General features: G+C 72.9%; 11 protein-coding genes and 1 tRNA gene. 6 read left to right on the top strand and 6 right to left on the bottom strand.

What is annotated here, in order from left to right; translation table 11 throughout:
* Positions 1-228: 228 nt before the first annotated feature.
* Together ACIG36_RS17305 and ACIG36_RS17310 are read right to left on the bottom strand one after the other, a co-directional pair.
* A complete protein-coding gene (locus tag ACIG36_RS17305) occupies positions 229-2,793 on the bottom strand; it encodes an ABC transporter permease (RefSeq protein ID WP_399927985.1) in 2,565 nt (854 codons plus the stop codon).
* Entirely contained in the window at positions 2,790-3,578 is a 789-nt protein-coding gene (locus ACIG36_RS17310) for an ABC transporter ATP-binding protein (protein WP_399927988.1), read from the bottom strand. Before ACIG36_RS17310 ends, ACIG36_RS17305 begins: the two co-directional genes overlap by 4 nt.
* 441 nt (positions 3,579-4,019) lie before the next feature.
* Here ACIG36_RS17310 and ACIG36_RS17315 point away from each other — a divergent pair, with 441 nt between their 5' ends.
* Complete coding sequence (locus ACIG36_RS17315; RefSeq protein ID WP_399927991.1) at positions 4,020-5,837, top strand: lytic transglycosylase domain-containing protein; 1,818 nt, start codon at positions 4,020-4,022, stop codon at positions 5,835-5,837.
* A 55-nt stretch (positions 5,838-5,892) separates the two neighbouring features.
* On the opposite strand, the gene ACIG36_RS17320 is transcribed toward ACIG36_RS17315, so the two are convergent.
* From ACIG36_RS17320 to ACIG36_RS17330, 3 genes are all read right to left on the bottom strand, one after another.
* A complete protein-coding gene (locus ACIG36_RS17320; RefSeq protein ID WP_399927993.1) occupies positions 5,893-6,783 on the bottom strand; it encodes a cellulose-binding protein in 891 nt (296 codons plus the stop codon).
* A 175-nt stretch (positions 6,784-6,958) separates the two neighbouring features.
* Positions 6,959-9,892, bottom strand: coding sequence for an SUKH-4 family immunity protein (locus ACIG36_RS17325; protein ID WP_399927996.1), 2,934 nt, complete (start codon positions 9,890-9,892; stop codon positions 6,959-6,961).
* Positions 9,893-9,900: 8 nt separating this feature from the next.
* Positions 9,901-10,878 (bottom strand): HNH endonuclease, encoded by a 978-nt coding sequence (locus tag ACIG36_RS17330; RefSeq protein WP_399927999.1) that lies wholly within the window; start codon positions 10,876-10,878, stop codon positions 9,901-9,903.
* A 345-nt stretch (positions 10,879-11,223) separates the two neighbouring features.
* On the opposite strand from ACIG36_RS17330, the gene ACIG36_RS17335 reads away from it, so the two are divergent.
* Positions 11,224-11,754 (top strand): YwqJ-related putative deaminase, encoded by a 531-nt coding sequence (locus ACIG36_RS17335; protein WP_399928002.1) that lies wholly within the window; start codon positions 11,224-11,226, stop codon positions 11,752-11,754.
* Positions 11,755-11,763: 9 nt separating this feature from the next.
* A complete protein-coding gene (locus ACIG36_RS17340; protein ID WP_399928004.1) occupies positions 11,764-12,270 on the top strand; it encodes an SUKH-3 domain-containing protein in 507 nt (168 codons plus the stop codon).
* A 48-nt stretch (positions 12,271-12,318) separates the two neighbouring features.
* Here ACIG36_RS17340 and ACIG36_RS17345 read toward each other — a convergent pair whose 3' ends face one another.
* Positions 12,319-13,680 (bottom strand): sensor histidine kinase, encoded by a 1,362-nt coding sequence (locus tag ACIG36_RS17345; protein WP_399928007.1) that lies wholly within the window; start codon positions 13,678-13,680, stop codon positions 12,319-12,321.
* 201 nt (positions 13,681-13,881) lie between these two features.
* On the opposite strand from ACIG36_RS17345, the gene ACIG36_RS17350 reads away from it, so the two are divergent.
* From ACIG36_RS17350 to ACIG36_RS17360, 3 genes are all read left to right on the top strand, one after another.
* A tRNA-Gln gene (locus ACIG36_RS17350) sits at positions 13,882-13,952 on the top strand.
* A gap of 109 nt (positions 13,953-14,061) precedes the next feature.
* Positions 14,062-15,519, top strand: coding sequence for a bifunctional UDP-N-acetylglucosamine diphosphorylase/glucosamine-1-phosphate N-acetyltransferase GlmU (gene glmU, locus ACIG36_RS17355; RefSeq protein ID WP_399928010.1), 1,458 nt, complete (start codon positions 14,062-14,064; stop codon positions 15,517-15,519).
* A 73-nt stretch (positions 15,520-15,592) separates the two neighbouring features.
* Positions 15,593-16,570, top strand: a complete 978-nt coding sequence (locus ACIG36_RS17360) for a ribose-phosphate diphosphokinase (RefSeq protein WP_086572754.1) — start codon at positions 15,593-15,595, stop codon at positions 16,568-16,570.
* Positions 16,571-16,695 lie beyond the last annotated feature (125 nt).

Below are 16,695 nucleotides of genomic sequence, written 5' to 3' on the forward strand. Positions count from 1 at the left end.
CCGCCCCTTCCCGTAACCGGGGCTCCGCCCCGGACCCCGGGGGGCTGGGGGCTTGCCCCCAGGAAACGGTGAAATGGGGGCACCTCCCAGCGGTAGCTGGGGGAGGGACCGGGGCCTCTTCCCCGCCGCGACGGCGCCCAGCCCCCCGCCACGGGCCCGGCGGTGCCGAACGGCCCGGACGCGCACCCCCGTGTCGCGTCCGGGCCGGAACCGGGGAACCGCAGCCTGCTAGTCGGTCGCGATGGCCTTCAGCACGTTCATCCGTCCCGCCCGGAACGCCGGGATCAGGGCGGCGAGCAGGCCCACCACCGCCGAGCCGGCGAAGACCGCGGTGATCGTCGGCCAGGGGATGTCCAGCACGCCCAGGCCCTCCATGGCCAGCAGCTTCTGCGACGTGGTGCCCCAGGCCATGCCCAGCCCCAGGCCCAGCAGGGCGCCGAAGAGGGCGATGACCACCGACTCCAGGCGGATCATGCGGCGCATCTGGCGGCGGGAGAGGCCGATGGCGCGCAGCAGCCCGATCTCGCGGGTGCGTTCGACGACGGACAGGGCGAGGGTGTTCACGACGCCCAGCACCGCGACGATGATCGCCAGGGCCAGCAGGCCGTAGATCATGTTCAGCAGCTGGCCGACCTGCTCCTTGATGAGCTCCTTGTAGTCGGCCTGGTCGCGGACCTTGATCTGCGGGTAGTCCTCGACCGCCGCCTTGAGGGAGGCGGCCGCCTCCTTCGCCTTGCCGTCGGCGGCCTTGGCCAGCAGCATCACGTCGAGCGGCATCCTGTCCGCCGGCAGGTAGCGCCGGGCGGTGGCGATGTCGGTGTACATCGCGCCCTTGTCGATGCTGGTGTCGTCCGAGGTGATGGCGCCGACCCTGAGCTCGGTGGTGCGGCCGTCGGTCATGGCCACGGTCAGCCGGTCGCCGACCTTGACGCCGTGCTCCTTGGCGTACCCCTCGGGCACCGACATGGCGTCCTTGGCGTAGGCGTCCGCCAGCTTGCCGCCCACCGTCTCCGCCCGCACGTCCTGGGCGTAGCTGGGGCTCACGGCGGACAGGCGCTGGGTGGCGGTCCGGCCGTCGGGCGTGGTGATCCGGGCGCTGACGATCGTGTAGTCGGTGAAGTGCTCGACGTTCCCCGCCGACTTCACGGCCTTGACCTGCGCCGGGCTGAGCGGCTGCCCGTTCTCGCTCTGGACGATGAAGTCCGCACCCACCGACTTGTCGAGCTGCTCGGTGGCCGAGGCGACCATCGAGGAGCCGACCACCGACAGCGCGGCGACCAGCGCGAGGCCGATCATCAGGGCCGAGGCGGTGGCGCCCGTACGCCGCGGGTTGCGCAGCGCGTTGCGCTCGGCGAGGCGGCCCACGGGGCCGAAGACCCGCAGTACGACGGCGCTGAGGACGCGGACGACGAAGCCGGCCAGCAGCGGGCCGACGACCACGAGGCCGACGAGGGTCAGCAGCACGCCCAGGCCCAGCATCCCCGAGCCGGCCTTGGCGTCGGCGGACCTGGCGGCCGCCACCAGGGCGGCTCCTCCCGCGGCGGAGAGCAGCAGGCCGAGGGCGGCCCGTACCTTGCCGGGCTTGGCGTCGGCGGGGTTGCCCGCGTCGCGCAGGGCGGCCATCGGGGAGATCTTCCCGGCCCGGCGGGCGGGCAGGTAGGCGGCCAGGACGGTGACGACGACGCCGATGGCCAGGCCCACGGCGGGCGTGGTGGCCTTGACGGTCAGCTCGGAGGTGTCGAGCTTCATGCCCATGGAGCCCATGAGCTCCATCAGCCCCACCGCCAGCGCGATGCCGCCGCCGATGCCCAGCACCGAGCCGACGACGCCCAGCATCAGGGCCTCCACCAGCACCGACCGGTTGACCTGGCGGCGGCTGGAGCCGATGGCCCGCATCAGGCCGATCTCGCGGGTGCGCTGGGCGACCAGCATGGAGAAGGTGTTGACGATCAGGAAGATGCCGACGAGGACGGCGATGCCGGCGAAGCCGAGCAGCGCGTACTTCATCACGTCGAGGAAGGAGCCGACGTCCTTCTTGTTCTCGGCCTTGGTCTCGGCGGCGGTCCGCACGGTGTAGTCGGTGCCGATCGCGGCGGTGACGTTCTTCTTCAGCTGCTCGTCGGTGACGCCGGAGGCGGCGGTCAGCCCGTAGCCGCTGAACTCGCCGACGCTGCCGAGCAGCCGGGTCTGCGCGGTCGGGGTGTCGAAGTAGAGGACGGCCGCGCCCGGGTTGGTCGTCGTGTACGTGGCGATGCCGACGATGCGCACGGTGAAGTCGCCCGGCGCCGCCATCACCCGCAGGCTGTCGCCCGTGGCGAGGCCGTGCTTCTTGGCGGTGTCGGCGTCCAGGACGACCTCGCCGGCGCCGCGCGGCTCGTGCCCGCTGGTGATCTCGACGGACTTCTTCTGGCTCTCGTCCCAGTTGGTGCCCACGGTGGGGGCGCCGGAGCTGGGGCTGATGCTCTTCTTCTTCGCCGTCGCGGCGGTGATCTGCTGGCTGGTGGCGTGCGGCTCGACCTTGGCGACGCCCGCCACCTTCGCCAGCTTCGCCTCGAGGGACGCCGGGAGGGTCCGCGGCCTGCCGGTCTCCTGGGCATCGTCGTCCTTCTCGGGGGAGACGCCGACGTCGGAGGCGGTGGAGGCGAAGAGCTTGTCGAACGTGGCGTTCATGGTGTCGGTGAACACCAGCGTGCCGCAGACGAACGCCACGGACAGCAGGACCGCGACGGCGGACAGCGCCATGCGCCCCTTGTGCGCGAGGAAGTTGCGCAGGGAGGTCTTGAGGACGGTCACGACACCCGTCCACGGGCGTCGAAGTTCTTCATGCGCTCGAAGACCGCCTCGGCGGTCGGGCTGTACATCTCGTCGACGATCCGCCCGTCGGCGAGGTAGAGGACCCGGTCCGCGTACGAGGCGGCGACGGCGTCATGCGTCACCATGACGATGGTCTGCCCCAGTTCGTCCACCGAGCGGCGCAGGAAGCCGAGGACCTCGGCGCCGGAGCGGGAGTCGAGGTTGCCGGTGGGCTCGTCACCGAAGATGATCTCGGGCCGGGCGGCGAGGGCGCGGGCCACGGCGACGCGCTGCTGCTGGCCGCCGGAGAGCTGGTTGGGCCGGTGCTTGAGGCGCCCGGAGAGGCCGACGGTGTCCACGACCCGGTCCAGCCACGCCTTGTCGGGCTTGCGGCCGGCGATGTCCATGGGGAGCGTGATGTTCTCGATGGCGTTGAGCGTCGGCAGCAGGTTGAACGCCTGGAAGATGAAGCCGATCCGGTCCCGGCGCAGCCGGGTCAGCTTCTTGTCCTTGAGCCCGGTGATCTCGGTCTCGTCGATGAATATCTGCCCGGAGGTGACGGTGTCGAGGCCGGCCAGGCAGTGCATCAGCGTCGACTTGCCGGAGCCGGAGGGGCCCATGATGGCCGTGAACTGCCCGCGGGCGATGTCCACGTCCACGTGGTCGAGCGCCACCACCCGGGTCTCTCCGGACCCGTAGGCCTTGAGGACCTGACGTGCACTCGCCGCGACGGCCGCATGCCCTCCGCTGCCCCCGGTCCTGGGAATCGATACAGCCGTTGTCACGATGGGTTCGCTCCTGGAGATGTGCGGTGGTGCGCGGTAACGGTCCAAGCCTGCTTCAGGCCGGTGGCGGGCCGCGATGGTGCCCGTATGTGTCTCGGTGGTGGGGACATCCCCACCCCGGCACCCCGGCCGCCCATAAGAATCTAGGCAGCGTCCGGACGCCCCTCGTCCTGCTGCGGTACGAACCGCGAGTAGGAGAACGTACGGAGATCCCCCTAGGGGATACCGCCCCGGGGGCTGTTGACTTCTCGGGGTCCGGTACGTACATCGGCGGAGAAACCGACTCTTGCGGGGTAACGAACGGCGAAGAAACCGTGAAGCCGGTCCTCTGACAAGACAATTGGGGCCGGAGAGAATTAGTGTTCGGGTCTATGGCCGTGGGGGGCTGACGTGCGACCCCCCTGTGGGAACGGCCGCCGGTCTCCCAAGGAAGCAGCCTCCGTGAAGATACTGCGTACTCGAGCTGCCAGCGTCTCCCGCCAGGGACTGTGCACCGCTCTGCTCGTCGCCGGCCTGACGACGGCGGCCGTCGGCGCCACTCCGCACAGACCCGTCGACGGCGACCCCTCGCCCGGCACCGACAATCCGCAGAGCCGCCCGCACGGCAACCCCAACCTCTCCCTCCCCGACCTCCGCCCGAAGCCGAGCGCGAGCGGCAAGCCCGGCGACCGCGCCCAGGGCGGCACCGACGGCTCCACCGGCATCCCCGCGACCGCCCTGGCCGCCTACAAGAACGCCGAGCGCATCGCCGCGGAGAAGTACCCCAACTGTCACATTCCCTGGCAGCTCGTCGCGGGCATCGGCAAGGTCGAGTCGGAGCACGCGGCCCTCGGCGGACGCCTGAACGCGGACGGCCTGACCGAGCGGAAGATCCTGGGCCCCCGGCTGACGGGCGGCCAGTTCGCCCGGATCACCGACACCGACGGCGGCCGCTGGGACGACGACAAGGAATACGACCGGGCCGTCGGCCCCACCCAGTTCATCCCCTCCACGTGGGAGAGCTTCGGCACCGACGGCAACGGCGACGGCGTCCAGGACCCCAACAACATCTTCGACGCCGCGGCTGCCACCGCCCGCTACCTGTGCGCCGGCGGCAAGGACATGACCAGCGCCGCCGACCTCGACCGGGCGGTGCTCAGCTACAACAACTCCCGCGAGTACGTGAACGCCGTGCTCGCCTGGATGCGCAAGTACCAGAACGGCGGGGGCGGCGCGGTGCCGGACGGCCCCGGCCTGCCGCCCTCCCCCTCCGGCTCGGGGAACACCCCCAGGCCCGGCCCGTCGCCCAAGCCGAAGAACCCCGCGACGGAGACGCCCCGCAAGCCGGGCGGCAACGGCAGTGGCAACGGCGGTGGCAACAACACCCAGACCCCGAACAAGCCGGGCGAATCCAACAAGCCGAACAACCCGGGCGGCGGCGGGCAGAAGCCCGGTGGCGGCGACAAGCCCACTCCGCCCACGCCCACCCCCGCGCCGGTCACCCGGCTCGACCGTGCGAGCGAGCGGGCCCTGGAGGCCACGGCGGGCGAGAAGTTCACCGCGCAGCCGCGCGTACGGGCGCTCGACAGCACCGGCAAGCCCGCTCCCGAGGGCACCCGCATCCGCTTCGAGATCATCGGCCACACCGACGCCCGATTCCCCGACGAGGCCGTCCAGGTCACCGTCCGCACCGCGAAGGACGGCACCGCCACGGCGCCCGCGATCGACGCGGGCGACTGGCCCGGTACGTTCACCCTCCGCGCCACCGTCGAGGGCCGCGACGTCCACGTCGACTTCGACGCGACCGTCAAGCAGGCCCCCGCCCCGCGCGCGGACACCCTCGAGCGCGTCGGCAAGGACGCCCTCAAGGCCGCACCGAAGGCCTCGTTCACCCAGAAGATCCAGATCAGGGCGCTCGGCAAGAACAAGCCGATATCGGACACCGCGCTCACGGCCACCGTGCTCGGCCCCGACGGCAAGCCCCTGACCACGACCGGCCCCTACTTCAAGGACAAGGAGGGCAAGGACGGCAAGCCGCTGCGCACGCTCGTCCTGCCCAAGACCGACAAGGACGGCCTGGTCACCCTGCCGGAGCTGTTCACCGACGAGCGGACCGGCACGTTCACCCTGCGCCTGTCCACCGCAGACGGCACGGTCGCCCTCCCCCTGGAGCTGACCGTCACGGCCCCCGCGCCGGAGACGCCGAAGCCGTCGCAGACGCCGACGACGACACCGTCGACGCCGGCGACCTCGCCGACACCGGCGAAGCCCGTCCGGTAACCGGCCCGGCGCTCACCCACCGTCCCGCCCGCACCCCGCGGGCGGGACGGCGCCGTCAGTCCGGCGCGCCCGCGTCCTCCGCGACCGGCTTGCCCGTCAGCGCCGCCAGGCTGTGCCGCACATGCGCCATGTGCGACTTGAGCTCCTCGCGCCGCTCCTCGTGCTCGCGCAGCACCCGCTCGGTGTCCCGCGCGATCCGCTCCTCGCGCACCCGGGCCTGCGCGATCACCGCTGCCGCCTGCGCCTCGGCGTCCTCCTGGCCGTGCCGGGCGGCCTCCTCGGTGTCCGCGTACCGCCGGCGCGCGTCACCGAGCGCGGTACGCGCGTACTCCTCCAGAGCCGCCACGCGCGCGTCCATCGCGGCCTCGCGCTCGGCGATCTCACGGCCGGCCGCGTCCCACCGCTCGGCGTGCTCCTTCTCCTGCTCGGCCAGCACGTGCGCGCAGCGCTGCCGCATCTCCTTCAGCGCCGCCGCCGACTCCTCGCGGCGCTTCTTGACCTCCTGGGTGACGGTCGTGCGCACGTCGTCGGCCACGGTCTGCGCGGCCAGGAGCGCCTGCCGCGCCCACTCCTCCGCCTCCGCCCGCACCGCCACCGAGTACTCGTGCGCGGCGTCGCGGACACCGCGGGAATGCGCCTCGGTGGCCTCCTGCAGCGTCGTCGCCTCGGCCTCCGAGCGCTCCCGCAGCCCCGCGGCCTCCAGTTCGGCCGTCGTCACCAGGCCCTGGGCGCGCGGCCCGAGGGACTCGTACGTCTGCGGAGGAAGCTTGGCGACGACCTGGTCCAGGCGCCGCACCTCGTCCTCCATCTCGCGCGCGAGGACGGTCAGCCGCGCCGCCCGCTCCCAGGCGGAATCCCGCTGCCGGGCGAACTCCGCCAGCGCGCGGTCGACCTGCTCGGGCCGGTAACCGCGGCCCCGTACGACAGCGAAACCGTCAGGAGACACCGATGAACTCATCCTTGTAGCCCCTTATATCCGGAAATCCGGTATGCGACAGGTCCGGCGTACATCATTCCCGCACGAGCGAAGTGCCCGTGCCACGACACTCCGCGGCGCGGGGTGCCCGGCCCACGGTCCTGGGCCGGGCGCCCCGCGCCGCCGGTGCACACCTCGCCGGTCGCTAGAAGAGACCGTCCCACATCTGCTCCAGCAGCACCGCCCACCAGTTCTCGGGCGAGGCGAGGGCCGCCGGGTCCAGCGCGGCCAGCTGGTCCTGAAAGTCCACGGTCCAGCGCCCGGCCTGCTCCGGCGTCAGCCCGTAGCGCCAGCGCCACATCTTGCCGAGCAGCGCCAAAGAGCGAACGAACTGAGGGAGGCTCGTGTTGACGAACTGCGGCGGCACGGGGTGACCGCCCGGCCCGGCCTCCAGGGGCACGGCCACGATGTGCGCCGTGCCGTACTGCACGCACAGCTGCCGGCCGTAGTCGGTGCCCATGACGAGATACGTACCGGCGTCCGCCGCCGCGGCCACGCCGCGCTCGGCCGCGAGCTCCGCCAGCGTCGGCACCGGGCGGCCCGGCTGGGCCTGGCCCCAGAAGAACGGACCGAAATCGGCCGGCAGCCCGGCCCACACCAGCGTCTGCGCGACGATGTCCGGCACGCCCTGGCGCGAGACGGCCCGCTGGTCGAAGCGGAAGACGCCCTGCGGCCCGAAGGCCTCGGCGAGCTCCCGGCCGATCACGTCCGGCCCGACCGGCGGCGCCATCTGGATGTGGCCGGGGTGCGGCAGCGGCACCCGGTTCGGCGCGGGCCGCGCGGGCCCGTCGGCGACCTGGTGCAGCTCGCCCTGGTGCTCCACCAGGTGGCGCACGCCCTGCTGCCGGGTGGCGTGGTCGCGCCCGTACGCGGCCGTGTGACTGATCCTCACCTGGGGCCACGTCTCACGGATCATCCGCGCGCAGTAGCCGCCGGGCAGGTCGCACGACTCGAGCTCGGTGTGCAGCTCCAGCACCTGCTGCGGGGGCACGTTCATGGCCCGCAGCTCGTGCAGGATCTGCCACTCGGGGTGCGGCGTGCCGGGGGCACTCCGGCGGATGATCTGCTGCTCGGACCCGTCCTGGGCGCGGTAGCGGAGGACGGCCATGTAGCCGGGGCCCACGGTGGGCAGGCCGGTGGGGGCCTGCGGGTAGCCGTAGCCCTGCGGGGGCTGGGGGGCCTGGGGTGCCGCGGGGACGCCGGGTGCCTGCGGCGCATGCGGGGCCTGGGGTGCCGCGGGGGCGCCGGGGGCCTGCGGCGGGTGGACGCCCGGGGTGCCGGGGCCCGCCAGCATGGTCGCCGCGGCGTGCACCGCGCCGCCCGGCCCCTGGGGGGTGCCGGGTGCGCCGGGGGCTTGAGGATGTCCGGGGACGCCCGGGGCCTGCGGCGGCCGGGGGGCTCCCGGGCCGCCGGGGCTCGCGAGCATCGTGGCCGCCGCGTGCGCAGGGCCCTGTCCCGGCGGGGTACCCGGCGTGCCGGGAGCGCCGGGGAACGCGGGCGCGCCCGGAGGCTGCCCCGGAACGCCCGGTGCGCCGGGCGGCGCGGGCGGCGTGGGGGTGCCGGGGCTCGCCAGCATGGTGGCCGCGGCGTGCGGGTCCGCGGCACCCGGCGGCGTGCCGGGTGCGGCCGGGGCCGCCGGGGCGGCGGGGCCCTGCGGGGCGGCGGGCGTGCCGGGAACCCCGGCGCCCAGGCTCGCCTCGTCCAGCTCGGAGATCAGCTGGGTCCGTACGTACCCACCCGCGGGCGCGGCGGGAGCCGGGGCGGCCGGGGCCGCGTCAGGCGTGGCGGGGGCGGCCGGCGGCACGGCCGGCGCGGCCGCGTCAGTGATCGCCGGGGCGATCGCCGTGCGCGGCAGGGCGCTGCCCTGCGGCATCAGCGCGGTCTTGGCGTCCGGACGGACGCTCGGCGGCGGGGTGTCGTCGCCGTCGGAGCCCGACAGCGCGGGCGTCAGCACCGTGGCGGGCAGCCCGACGGAATGGTCGTCACCGTCGTCCTCGGCCACATCGGCACCGGCCCACGGCTCGGCCGCGGCGGGCGGCGCCGACGCGTCGTCCCCGCCGCCGGAGGGCCACTCGGGCGTCGCCGGCCGGGAGGCCGAGGCCTCCGAGGACACCGAGCCGGTTTCCGACGCGCCGGAAACCGACGAACGCACGGACTCCGGCGAACCGCCGCCCACCGCCTGGCCCGGGTCCGGGGCACCGGCACCGGCACCGGCACCGGCACCATCGGACGTGCCGACCGGCCCCCGCGAGAAACCATCGCCGCCCGCGCCAGCGGACGCACCCTCACCGGAACCGCCGGACACCCCAGCCGCCCCCTGCCGGAAGCCATTGCCGCCCGCGGCGGCGGACTCCGGCGAACCGCCGGACGTCCCGACCGGCCCCCGCGAGAAACCGTCGCCGCCCGCGCCAGCGGACGCACCGTCACCGGAACCGTCGGACGCCCCCGCCGGCCCCTGCCGGAAGCCGTCGCCGCCGACGGCGGCGGACGCACCAGCGGACTGCAGCGAACCGCCGGACGTCCCGGCCGGCCCCCGCGGGGCCTCCGGCACCGCGTCCGTCGAGGACCCGCTCGTCGCGGGCGCGGCACCCGGCGCCAGGCCGGGCCTGTCGCCCGTCCCCCCGCCGGACGGCGAACCGGCACCGTCGCCGGACAGCGAACCGTCGCCGCCCGACGCCGAACCCGACGACCGCCGGTCCGGGATTCCCATCGCGTCCGCCGCCTCCTGCAGCCACTCCGGCGGGCTCAGCAGGAACGACGTCGCGTTCAGGTCCAGCCGCTTCGGCGGCGCCGGATCGGCCTCGGGTTCCGGTTCGTCCACGGATCCGTACTCCTCCTCGTACCGCCGGATCACCTCGCCCACCGGCAGTCCGGGCCACAGCGTCGTCTCGCCGCTGTCCCGCGCGATGACCAGCCGTACCCGGCCGCCGTCGCCCGTCGGACCGTCCTCGCGGTCCTCGGCCCAGGCCACGAAGCCCAGGTCGAACTCCCGCACGCGGACCTCGCGCTGGAGGTAGGCCGGCACATCGCCGTTGATCCAGCGCTCCGCGCGCTCCTGCGCCTGCGCGAAAGTCACCATGGCGCCGCTCACCCCTCCACCGGGACGGCGTACGCGAAGCCGCCGTCCACCATCAGGTTGGCCACCGTCTCCAGCTCCGGCGGGCCGCCCGCCAGCCGGGAGAGGAAGTCGTCGAAGTCCTCACCGCAGGGCAGCAGCAACCGCTCCACCCGCTCCTGCACGTTCCAGCCGTCGCGGTCGCGGGCGTCGTCGTACGGGCAGAACCACACCGAGCCGATCGCCTCGCCCTTGACCTTCACCGCCAGCACGCCGCCCTGCACGAAGGCCACGCCCAGGTAGTCCTTGGTGAAGTGATCGCGCAGGCACTTGTTGATGTAGACGAGGTCGTTGACGGCCGCCTCGTCGCGCACGGTGAAGAACGGCTGGTCCAGCAGCAGGCCCAGCTCCGCGTCGAGCGCAGCGCCCACCGGGGCGCAGCCGCCGGCGGCCTTCAGGAACGCGCGGTAGGCGCCCGGCAGCCGGTAGCCCAGGTCCTCCTCGACGCCCTGCACCTGCTCCTCGGTGACCGGCAGACCCCGGTGCGGCAGCGCGAAGTGCACCGGGCGGGTCTCCTGCAGCGGGCGGGTGCCGCGCTTGTCCTGGTCCACGGCGGCGGACGCCAGCCCGCCGTGATGCCGCAGCAGCGCCTTGACCTCGGCGGGCACCAGCTCCAGCCGGCGCGTGCCGGCGACGTGGTGCCAGGTCCAGCCGTGCGGCGTGGCCACCGGCGACAGGTTGGCCCACAGCTCGTGGCCCGCGGCGTGCTGGGCGGCGTTGGCCGACACGTAGTCGGTCAGCCGCAGCTCGTCCACGCCGAACCCCTCCGGCGGTTCCGCGATCTCCGCGGCGGCGCGGGCGTACGGCGAGAAGTCCGGGAAGCCCCGGTCGTCGACGCGCACCCCCTTGGGATGGCGGCCGCGCCGGACCGGATCCGGAAAGTGCACGACCTGCCCCGCGTAGGCCGCGTTCGGTGGCGCGGCTTGCTGCCCGAGCCGACCTGTCGTCATGGCGGAAGCCCCCTGCTGACTGTGTCTCCTACAGGACTACTGAAGACCCGGACATGCGGCGGACGCCGGGAACACTCGTGGGCGACAGCCTATGCGGTGCCACCGGACGGGGGCCCCGCCGCCGCCCGGCCCCGGCCGCGCGCGAGACGCGCACACGCTTGCAGATGCGTACGAACCCCACCACTTACGAGCCCCGGCGGGCGCCGCCCCGCGACAACTCGTAACCCCACAGTGATCATTCGACACACCGGTATCACCCAAAACAGACCTGGCTTTCACACCGGCCACCCCATTTGGCAGTCTGATCCCCGCAACAGGGGGATTGCACGGGAGGGAAGAGGCACCATGCACACCACTCAGGACCGGCACACCGGCAGCGGCACCCCCGGCGACCCCCGGCTCACCTGGAGCGCCACCGAGGACGCCGACCGGCCGCCCGCCCTGCTCCACCGCCGCGACGGCATCCTGCCCGCCGTCGCCGCCGCGCTCTCCGTCCGCGGCGAGACCCTCACCTGCACCGCGGGCAAGTCGGACCAACCGCCCAGACTCCACCCCCTCGTCCAGGACTTCCTCGACACCCTCACCGCCGACCGCCGCGAACGCTTCACCGGACGATGTCCCGAGGCCGTGCTCCTCACCCGCTACCTCACCGGCTTCGAGACCGGCCGCAGCAAACGCGCCGCCCGCAAACCCCTCACCCACGGGGAGGCCCGCCGCGCCCTCAAGCAGTCCAAACTGACCGCCCGCCACATCCGCGAGGACGGCGACCCCCGCCACGGCGCCTACGCACCGCCCTGCCGCTCCTGCACCGCACTCCTGGCCCACTTCGGCGTACGGACCGTCGACCCCGGCGCCCCGACCAACGGCAGGAACTGACCACCACCGATGCGCGCATTCGACCGCACCGCCGCCACCCGCTTCCCCGTCGCCGTCGACGCCGCCCTGCGCGAGGCCGGCTGGCAACCCGGCCGCTGGGACATCAAAGCCGCCGAGAACTGGGCCGACGCCCTGCGCGCCCACCTCTCCCCCGCCGGCCACCGGCACACCGTCTTCCCCGCCGCCGTCGAGGCCTGGGCCGAATTCGGCGGCCTGCACATCACCCCGCCCGGACCCGGCCGTCACATCGCCCCCACGCCGTTCCACATCGACCCCCTGCACGGCCTCCACCTCGCCCGCACCGTCGCCGACCTCGGCCGCGCACTGGGCACCGAGGTCAGCCCGCTCGGCCAGGAAATGGACGGACAGGCCCTCCTCGTCATCGACGCACACGGCCGCGTCTACAGCCTCGACCACACCGGCGACTGGTACCTCGGTTCCGACATCGATCACGCCATCGGCGCACTCGTCACCGGAACCCGCCCCTCACGCCTCACCGCCTCCGGCCCCGCCTAGGACGCGCCCCGGGGACCGCCACCGGACGGCGGCCCCCACGCCACACCGCTAGACGCGCCGCACACCGGCATCCGGTATCACCGCCGACACCCGGAAACCCCCCGCATCCGTCGGACCGGAGACAAACACACCCCCCAGCGCCGCCACCCGCTCCCGCATCCCCACCAGGCCGTTCCCGCCACTGGGCAGCCCCGGACCCGCATCCGCACCGGCATCCGAGGGACCGTTCTCCACCTGCAGCGCCACCTCCGCCTCCCGATGCGCCAGACGCACCAGCGCCTTCGCACCCGGAGCGTGCTTGTGCACGTTCGTCAGCGCCTCCTGCACCACCCGGTACGCCGTCTGCTCCACCTCCGGCGGGTACGAACGCTCCTCCCCCATCACCGTCAGCTCCACCACCATCCCGGCCTCCCGGGACTGCCCGACCAGACCCTCCAGACCGTCCAGACACGGCCCGCCGTCCCCGGAATCGGCACCGCCGCCGCCCGCGGCCACCCGGACCCGCGCCGAAGCGGCCGAAGCCACCGCCGCCAGCCGCTCGGACTCCACGGCACCCTGCGGCCGCGCCGGCGCCCCGTCCGACGACGTCCGCAGCACACCGAGCATCTCGCGCAGCTCCGTCAGCGCCTGCCGGCCCATGTCGCCCACCAGCGCCGCGTTCCGCGACGCCTTCTCCGGGTCCTTCAGCGCCACCGCCTGCAACGCCGCCGCGTGCACCACCATCAGCGACACCCGGTGCGCCACCACGTCGTGCATCTCCCGCGCGATCCGCGTGCGCTCCTCGTTACGGGCCCACACCGCCCGCTCCTCGGCCCGCTCCGCCAGCAGCGACAGCTCACGCTCCAGTCCGTCCGCCCGCTCCCGCAGGCTCTCCACCAGCCGCCGCCTGGCCCCCACGTACAGCCCCAGCAGCACCGGCGGAGCCGTCAGGCCCAGCGCCATCACCACCGAGAACCCCCACATCAGCCAGAACCCCGGCCGGTAGCCGTCCTGCGCCATGTCCCGGTGGAACCGCGCGAACGTCACGATCAGCGTCCCCACCAGGGACGCGCCCGCCAGCACCGCGATGATCCGGCGCGGCACCTCCGACGCGGCCAGCGTGTACATCGACACGATGCCCAGCAGCACACCCATCTCGGCCGGCAGGATCGCTATCGACACCAGCACCACGGCCACCGGCCACCGCCGCCGCAACAGCAGCGACGCCCCCGCCGGCACCCCCACCAGCCCCCCGAGCACCCCCGGCAGCCCCGCCTCCTGCGCGAAGCTCACACCCTCCACGGCGCACTCCAGCGCCGACACCACGGCCAGCACCACGTCCAGCACCAGACTCCGCCGCCGCACCCACCACCACGCCCCCACAGGCGCGCCCCGCGCGCCCGCCTCCGCGATTGCCCCCGTTGTGGTCATACCACCCAGACTACGGGCGGGTGCCACCGGATTTCCGGTGCGCACGACAGCACGGAGCGCGCGGGAACGGGGGCGGAACCGGCACCGTTTCGCGTTCGCGGACGAGGCCCGCCGGTACCGTCGCATCGAAGGCCGGGGGTACGGCATAGTGGTCTCTGCACGTCGGTCCGATCAAGCAAATTGGACAAAGTGGGCGAACTATCCCGGGTCGTCTAATGGCAGGACAAATGATTTTGGTTCATTGAATGAGGGTTCGATTCCTTCCCCGGGAGCCCTGACAGCGGGTCCTGACCTCCCAGGTCAGGACCCGTGCGCGTTTCCCCCCTCTTACGCCCCGGTATCCTGCGGGTGTCCACCCCCTCGAAGCCGAAGGGCACACCCGTGAGCGCCAACCGCCCGGCAGCCGTCGTCGTCCTCGCAGCGGGTGAGGGCACCCGCATGAAGTCGGCGACCCCCAAGGTCCTGCACGCGATCTGCGGCCGCTCCCTCGTCGGGCACGTCGTCGCCGCCGCCCGTGAGCTGGACCCCGAGCACCTCGTCGTCATCGTCGGCCACGCCCGCGAGCAGGTCTCCGCGCACCTGGCCGAGATCGACCCGGGCGTCCGCACCGCCGTCCAGTACGAGCAGAACGGCACCGGCCACGCCGTGCGCATGGGCCTGGAGGAGCTGTCGAACAGCGGCATCGCCCTCGACGGCACCGTGGTCGTCGTCTGCGGCGACACCCCGCTGCTGACCGGCGAGACGCTGAAGCGCCTGTCCGACACCCACGCCGCCGACGGCAACGCCGTCACCGTGCTCTCCGCCGAGGTGCCGGACTCCACCGGCTACGGGCGCATCGTGCGCGACGAGGCGACGGGCGCGGTGACCGCGATCGTCGAGCACAAGGACGCCACCGACGCCCAGCGGGCGATCCGCGAGATCAACTCCGGCGTCTTCGCCTTCGACGCGCAGCTGCTCACGGACGCGCTCGGCAAGGTCCGCACGGACAACAGCCAGGGTGAGGAGTACCTCACCGACGTGCTGGGCATCCTGCGCGAGGCCGGGCACCGGGTGGGCGCGGCCGTCGCCGCGGACCACCGGGAGATTCTGGGCATCAACAACCGGGTGCAGCTCTCCGAGGCGCGCCGGCTGCTGAACGACCGGCTGCTGCACGCCGCCATGATGAGCGGCGTGACCGTCGTCGACCCGGCCACGACCTGGGTGGACGTCACCGTGACGTTCGAGCCGGACGCGCTCGTGCAGCCGGGCACCCAGCTGCTGGGCGCCACGCATGTGGCCACCGGTGCCGAGGTCGGGCCGAACACCCGACTGACGGACACCGCCGTCCTCGCGGGCGCCCGTGTGGACAACACGGTCGCCGACTCCGCCGTCATCGGCGAGGGCGCGAACGTGGGCCCGTTCGCCTATCTGCGGCCCGGTACGCGCCTGGGCGCGAAGTCGAAGGCCGGCGCCTATGTCGAGATGAAGAACGCCGAGATCGGCGAGGGCACGAAGGTGCCGCACCTGTCGTACGTGGGCGACGCGACGATCGGCGAGTACAGCAACATCGGCGCGGCGAGCGTCTTCGTGAACTACGACGGTGTGAACAAGCACCACACCACGATCGGCTCGCACTGCCGTACCGGATCGGACAACATGTTTGTGGCTCCGGTCACGATCGGGGACGGCGCGTACACCGCCGCCGGCTCGGTCATCACCAAGGATGTGCCCCCGGGTTCGCTCGCTGTCGCCCGTGGCCAGCAGCGGAATATCGAGGGTTGGGTGGCCCGTAAGCGCCCGGGAAGTGCTGCCGCGCAGGCCGCTTCCGCAGCTCGCCGGGAGACCGACGGCGACCAGTGACCGTGACACCGGCACGCCGTGCGGGGCGTACCGTGATAAGCGCACACAAAGCGACATCCAAGGAGAATGTGCTGTGACCGGGTTCAAGACGACCGGCGAGAAGAAGCTGATGCTCTTCTCCGGCCGCGCCCACCCCGAGCTTGCCGAGGAGGTCGCGCACCAGCTGGGCGTCTCTCTCGTCCCGACCAAGGCATTCGACTTCGCCAACGGCGAGATCTACGTTCGCTTCCAGGAGTCGGCCCGTGGCGCCGACTGCTTCCTGATGCAGAGCCACACCGCTCCGATCAACAAGTGGGTCATGGAGCAGCTGATCATGATCGATGCTCTGAAGCGGGCCTCGGCCCGGAGCATCACCGTGATCCTGCCGTTCTACGGCTACGCCCGTCAGGACAAGAAGCACCGCGGCCGTGAGCCCATCTCGGCCCGTCTGATCGCGGATCTGATGAAGACCGCGGGCGCCGACCGCATCCTGACGGTCGACCTGCACACGGACCAGATCCAGGGCTTCTTCGACGGCCCGGTGGACCACCTGTTCGCGCTGCCGATCCTCGCGGACTACGTGGGCGCGAAGGTCGACCGCGACAAGCTGACCGTGGTCTCCCCGGACGCCGGCCGGGTGCGCGTGGCCGACCGCTGGTGCGACCGTCTGGGCGCGCCGCTGGCGATCGTGCACAAGCGGCGTGACAAGGACGTGGCGAACCAGGTCACGGTCCACGAGGTCGTGGGTGACGTCAAGGGCCGGGTATGTGTCCTGGTCGACGACATGATCGACACCGGTGGCACGATCTGCGCGGCGGCGGACGCCCTGTTCGCGCACGGTGCGGCGGACGTCATCGTGACGGCGACGCACGGTGTGCTCTCGGGCCCGGCCGCGGACCGGCTGAAGAACTCGAAGGTGAGCGAGTTCGTGTTCACGAACACCCTGCCCACCCCGAACGAGCTCGAGCTGGACAAGATCACGGTGCTGTCGATCGCTCCGACGATCGCCCGTGCCGTGCGCGAGGTGTTCGAGGACGGTTCGGTCACGAGCCTCTTCGACGAGCTGGGCTGAGTATTCTCGCTCCTGCCGTAACGATCATTCACTGATCGATTTCTGGGCGGCCTCCCCGCCGGGTAGACTCTTCGAGTTGCTCGGCGAGGGAGGCCGCACCGCGTTTCAGGACGCAGTGTGCGGCG

The sequence above is a fragment of the Streptomyces sp. NPDC053048 genome, assembly GCF_044547045.1.
Taxonomy (GTDB): domain Bacteria; phylum Actinomycetota; class Actinomycetes; order Streptomycetales; family Streptomycetaceae; genus Streptomyces.

Coding starts and splice junctions, on each gene's coding strand:
- ACIG36_RS17325 (WP_399927996.1), bottom strand. CDS start 9,892: ATGGTGACTTTCGCGCAGGCGCAGGAGCGCGCGGAGCGCTGGATCAAC.
- ACIG36_RS17330 (WP_399927999.1), bottom strand. CDS start 10,878: ATGACGACAGGTCGGCTCGGGCAGCAAGCCGCGCCACCGAACGCGGCC.
- ACIG36_RS17335 (WP_399928002.1), top strand. CDS start 11,224: ATGCACACCACTCAGGACCGGCACACCGGCAGCGGCACCCCCGGCGAC.
- ACIG36_RS17340 (WP_399928004.1), top strand. CDS start 11,764: ATGCGCGCATTCGACCGCACCGCCGCCACCCGCTTCCCCGTCGCCGTC.
- ACIG36_RS17345 (WP_399928007.1), bottom strand. CDS start 13,680: ATGACCACAACGGGGGCAATCGCGGAGGCGGGCGCGCGGGGCGCGCCT.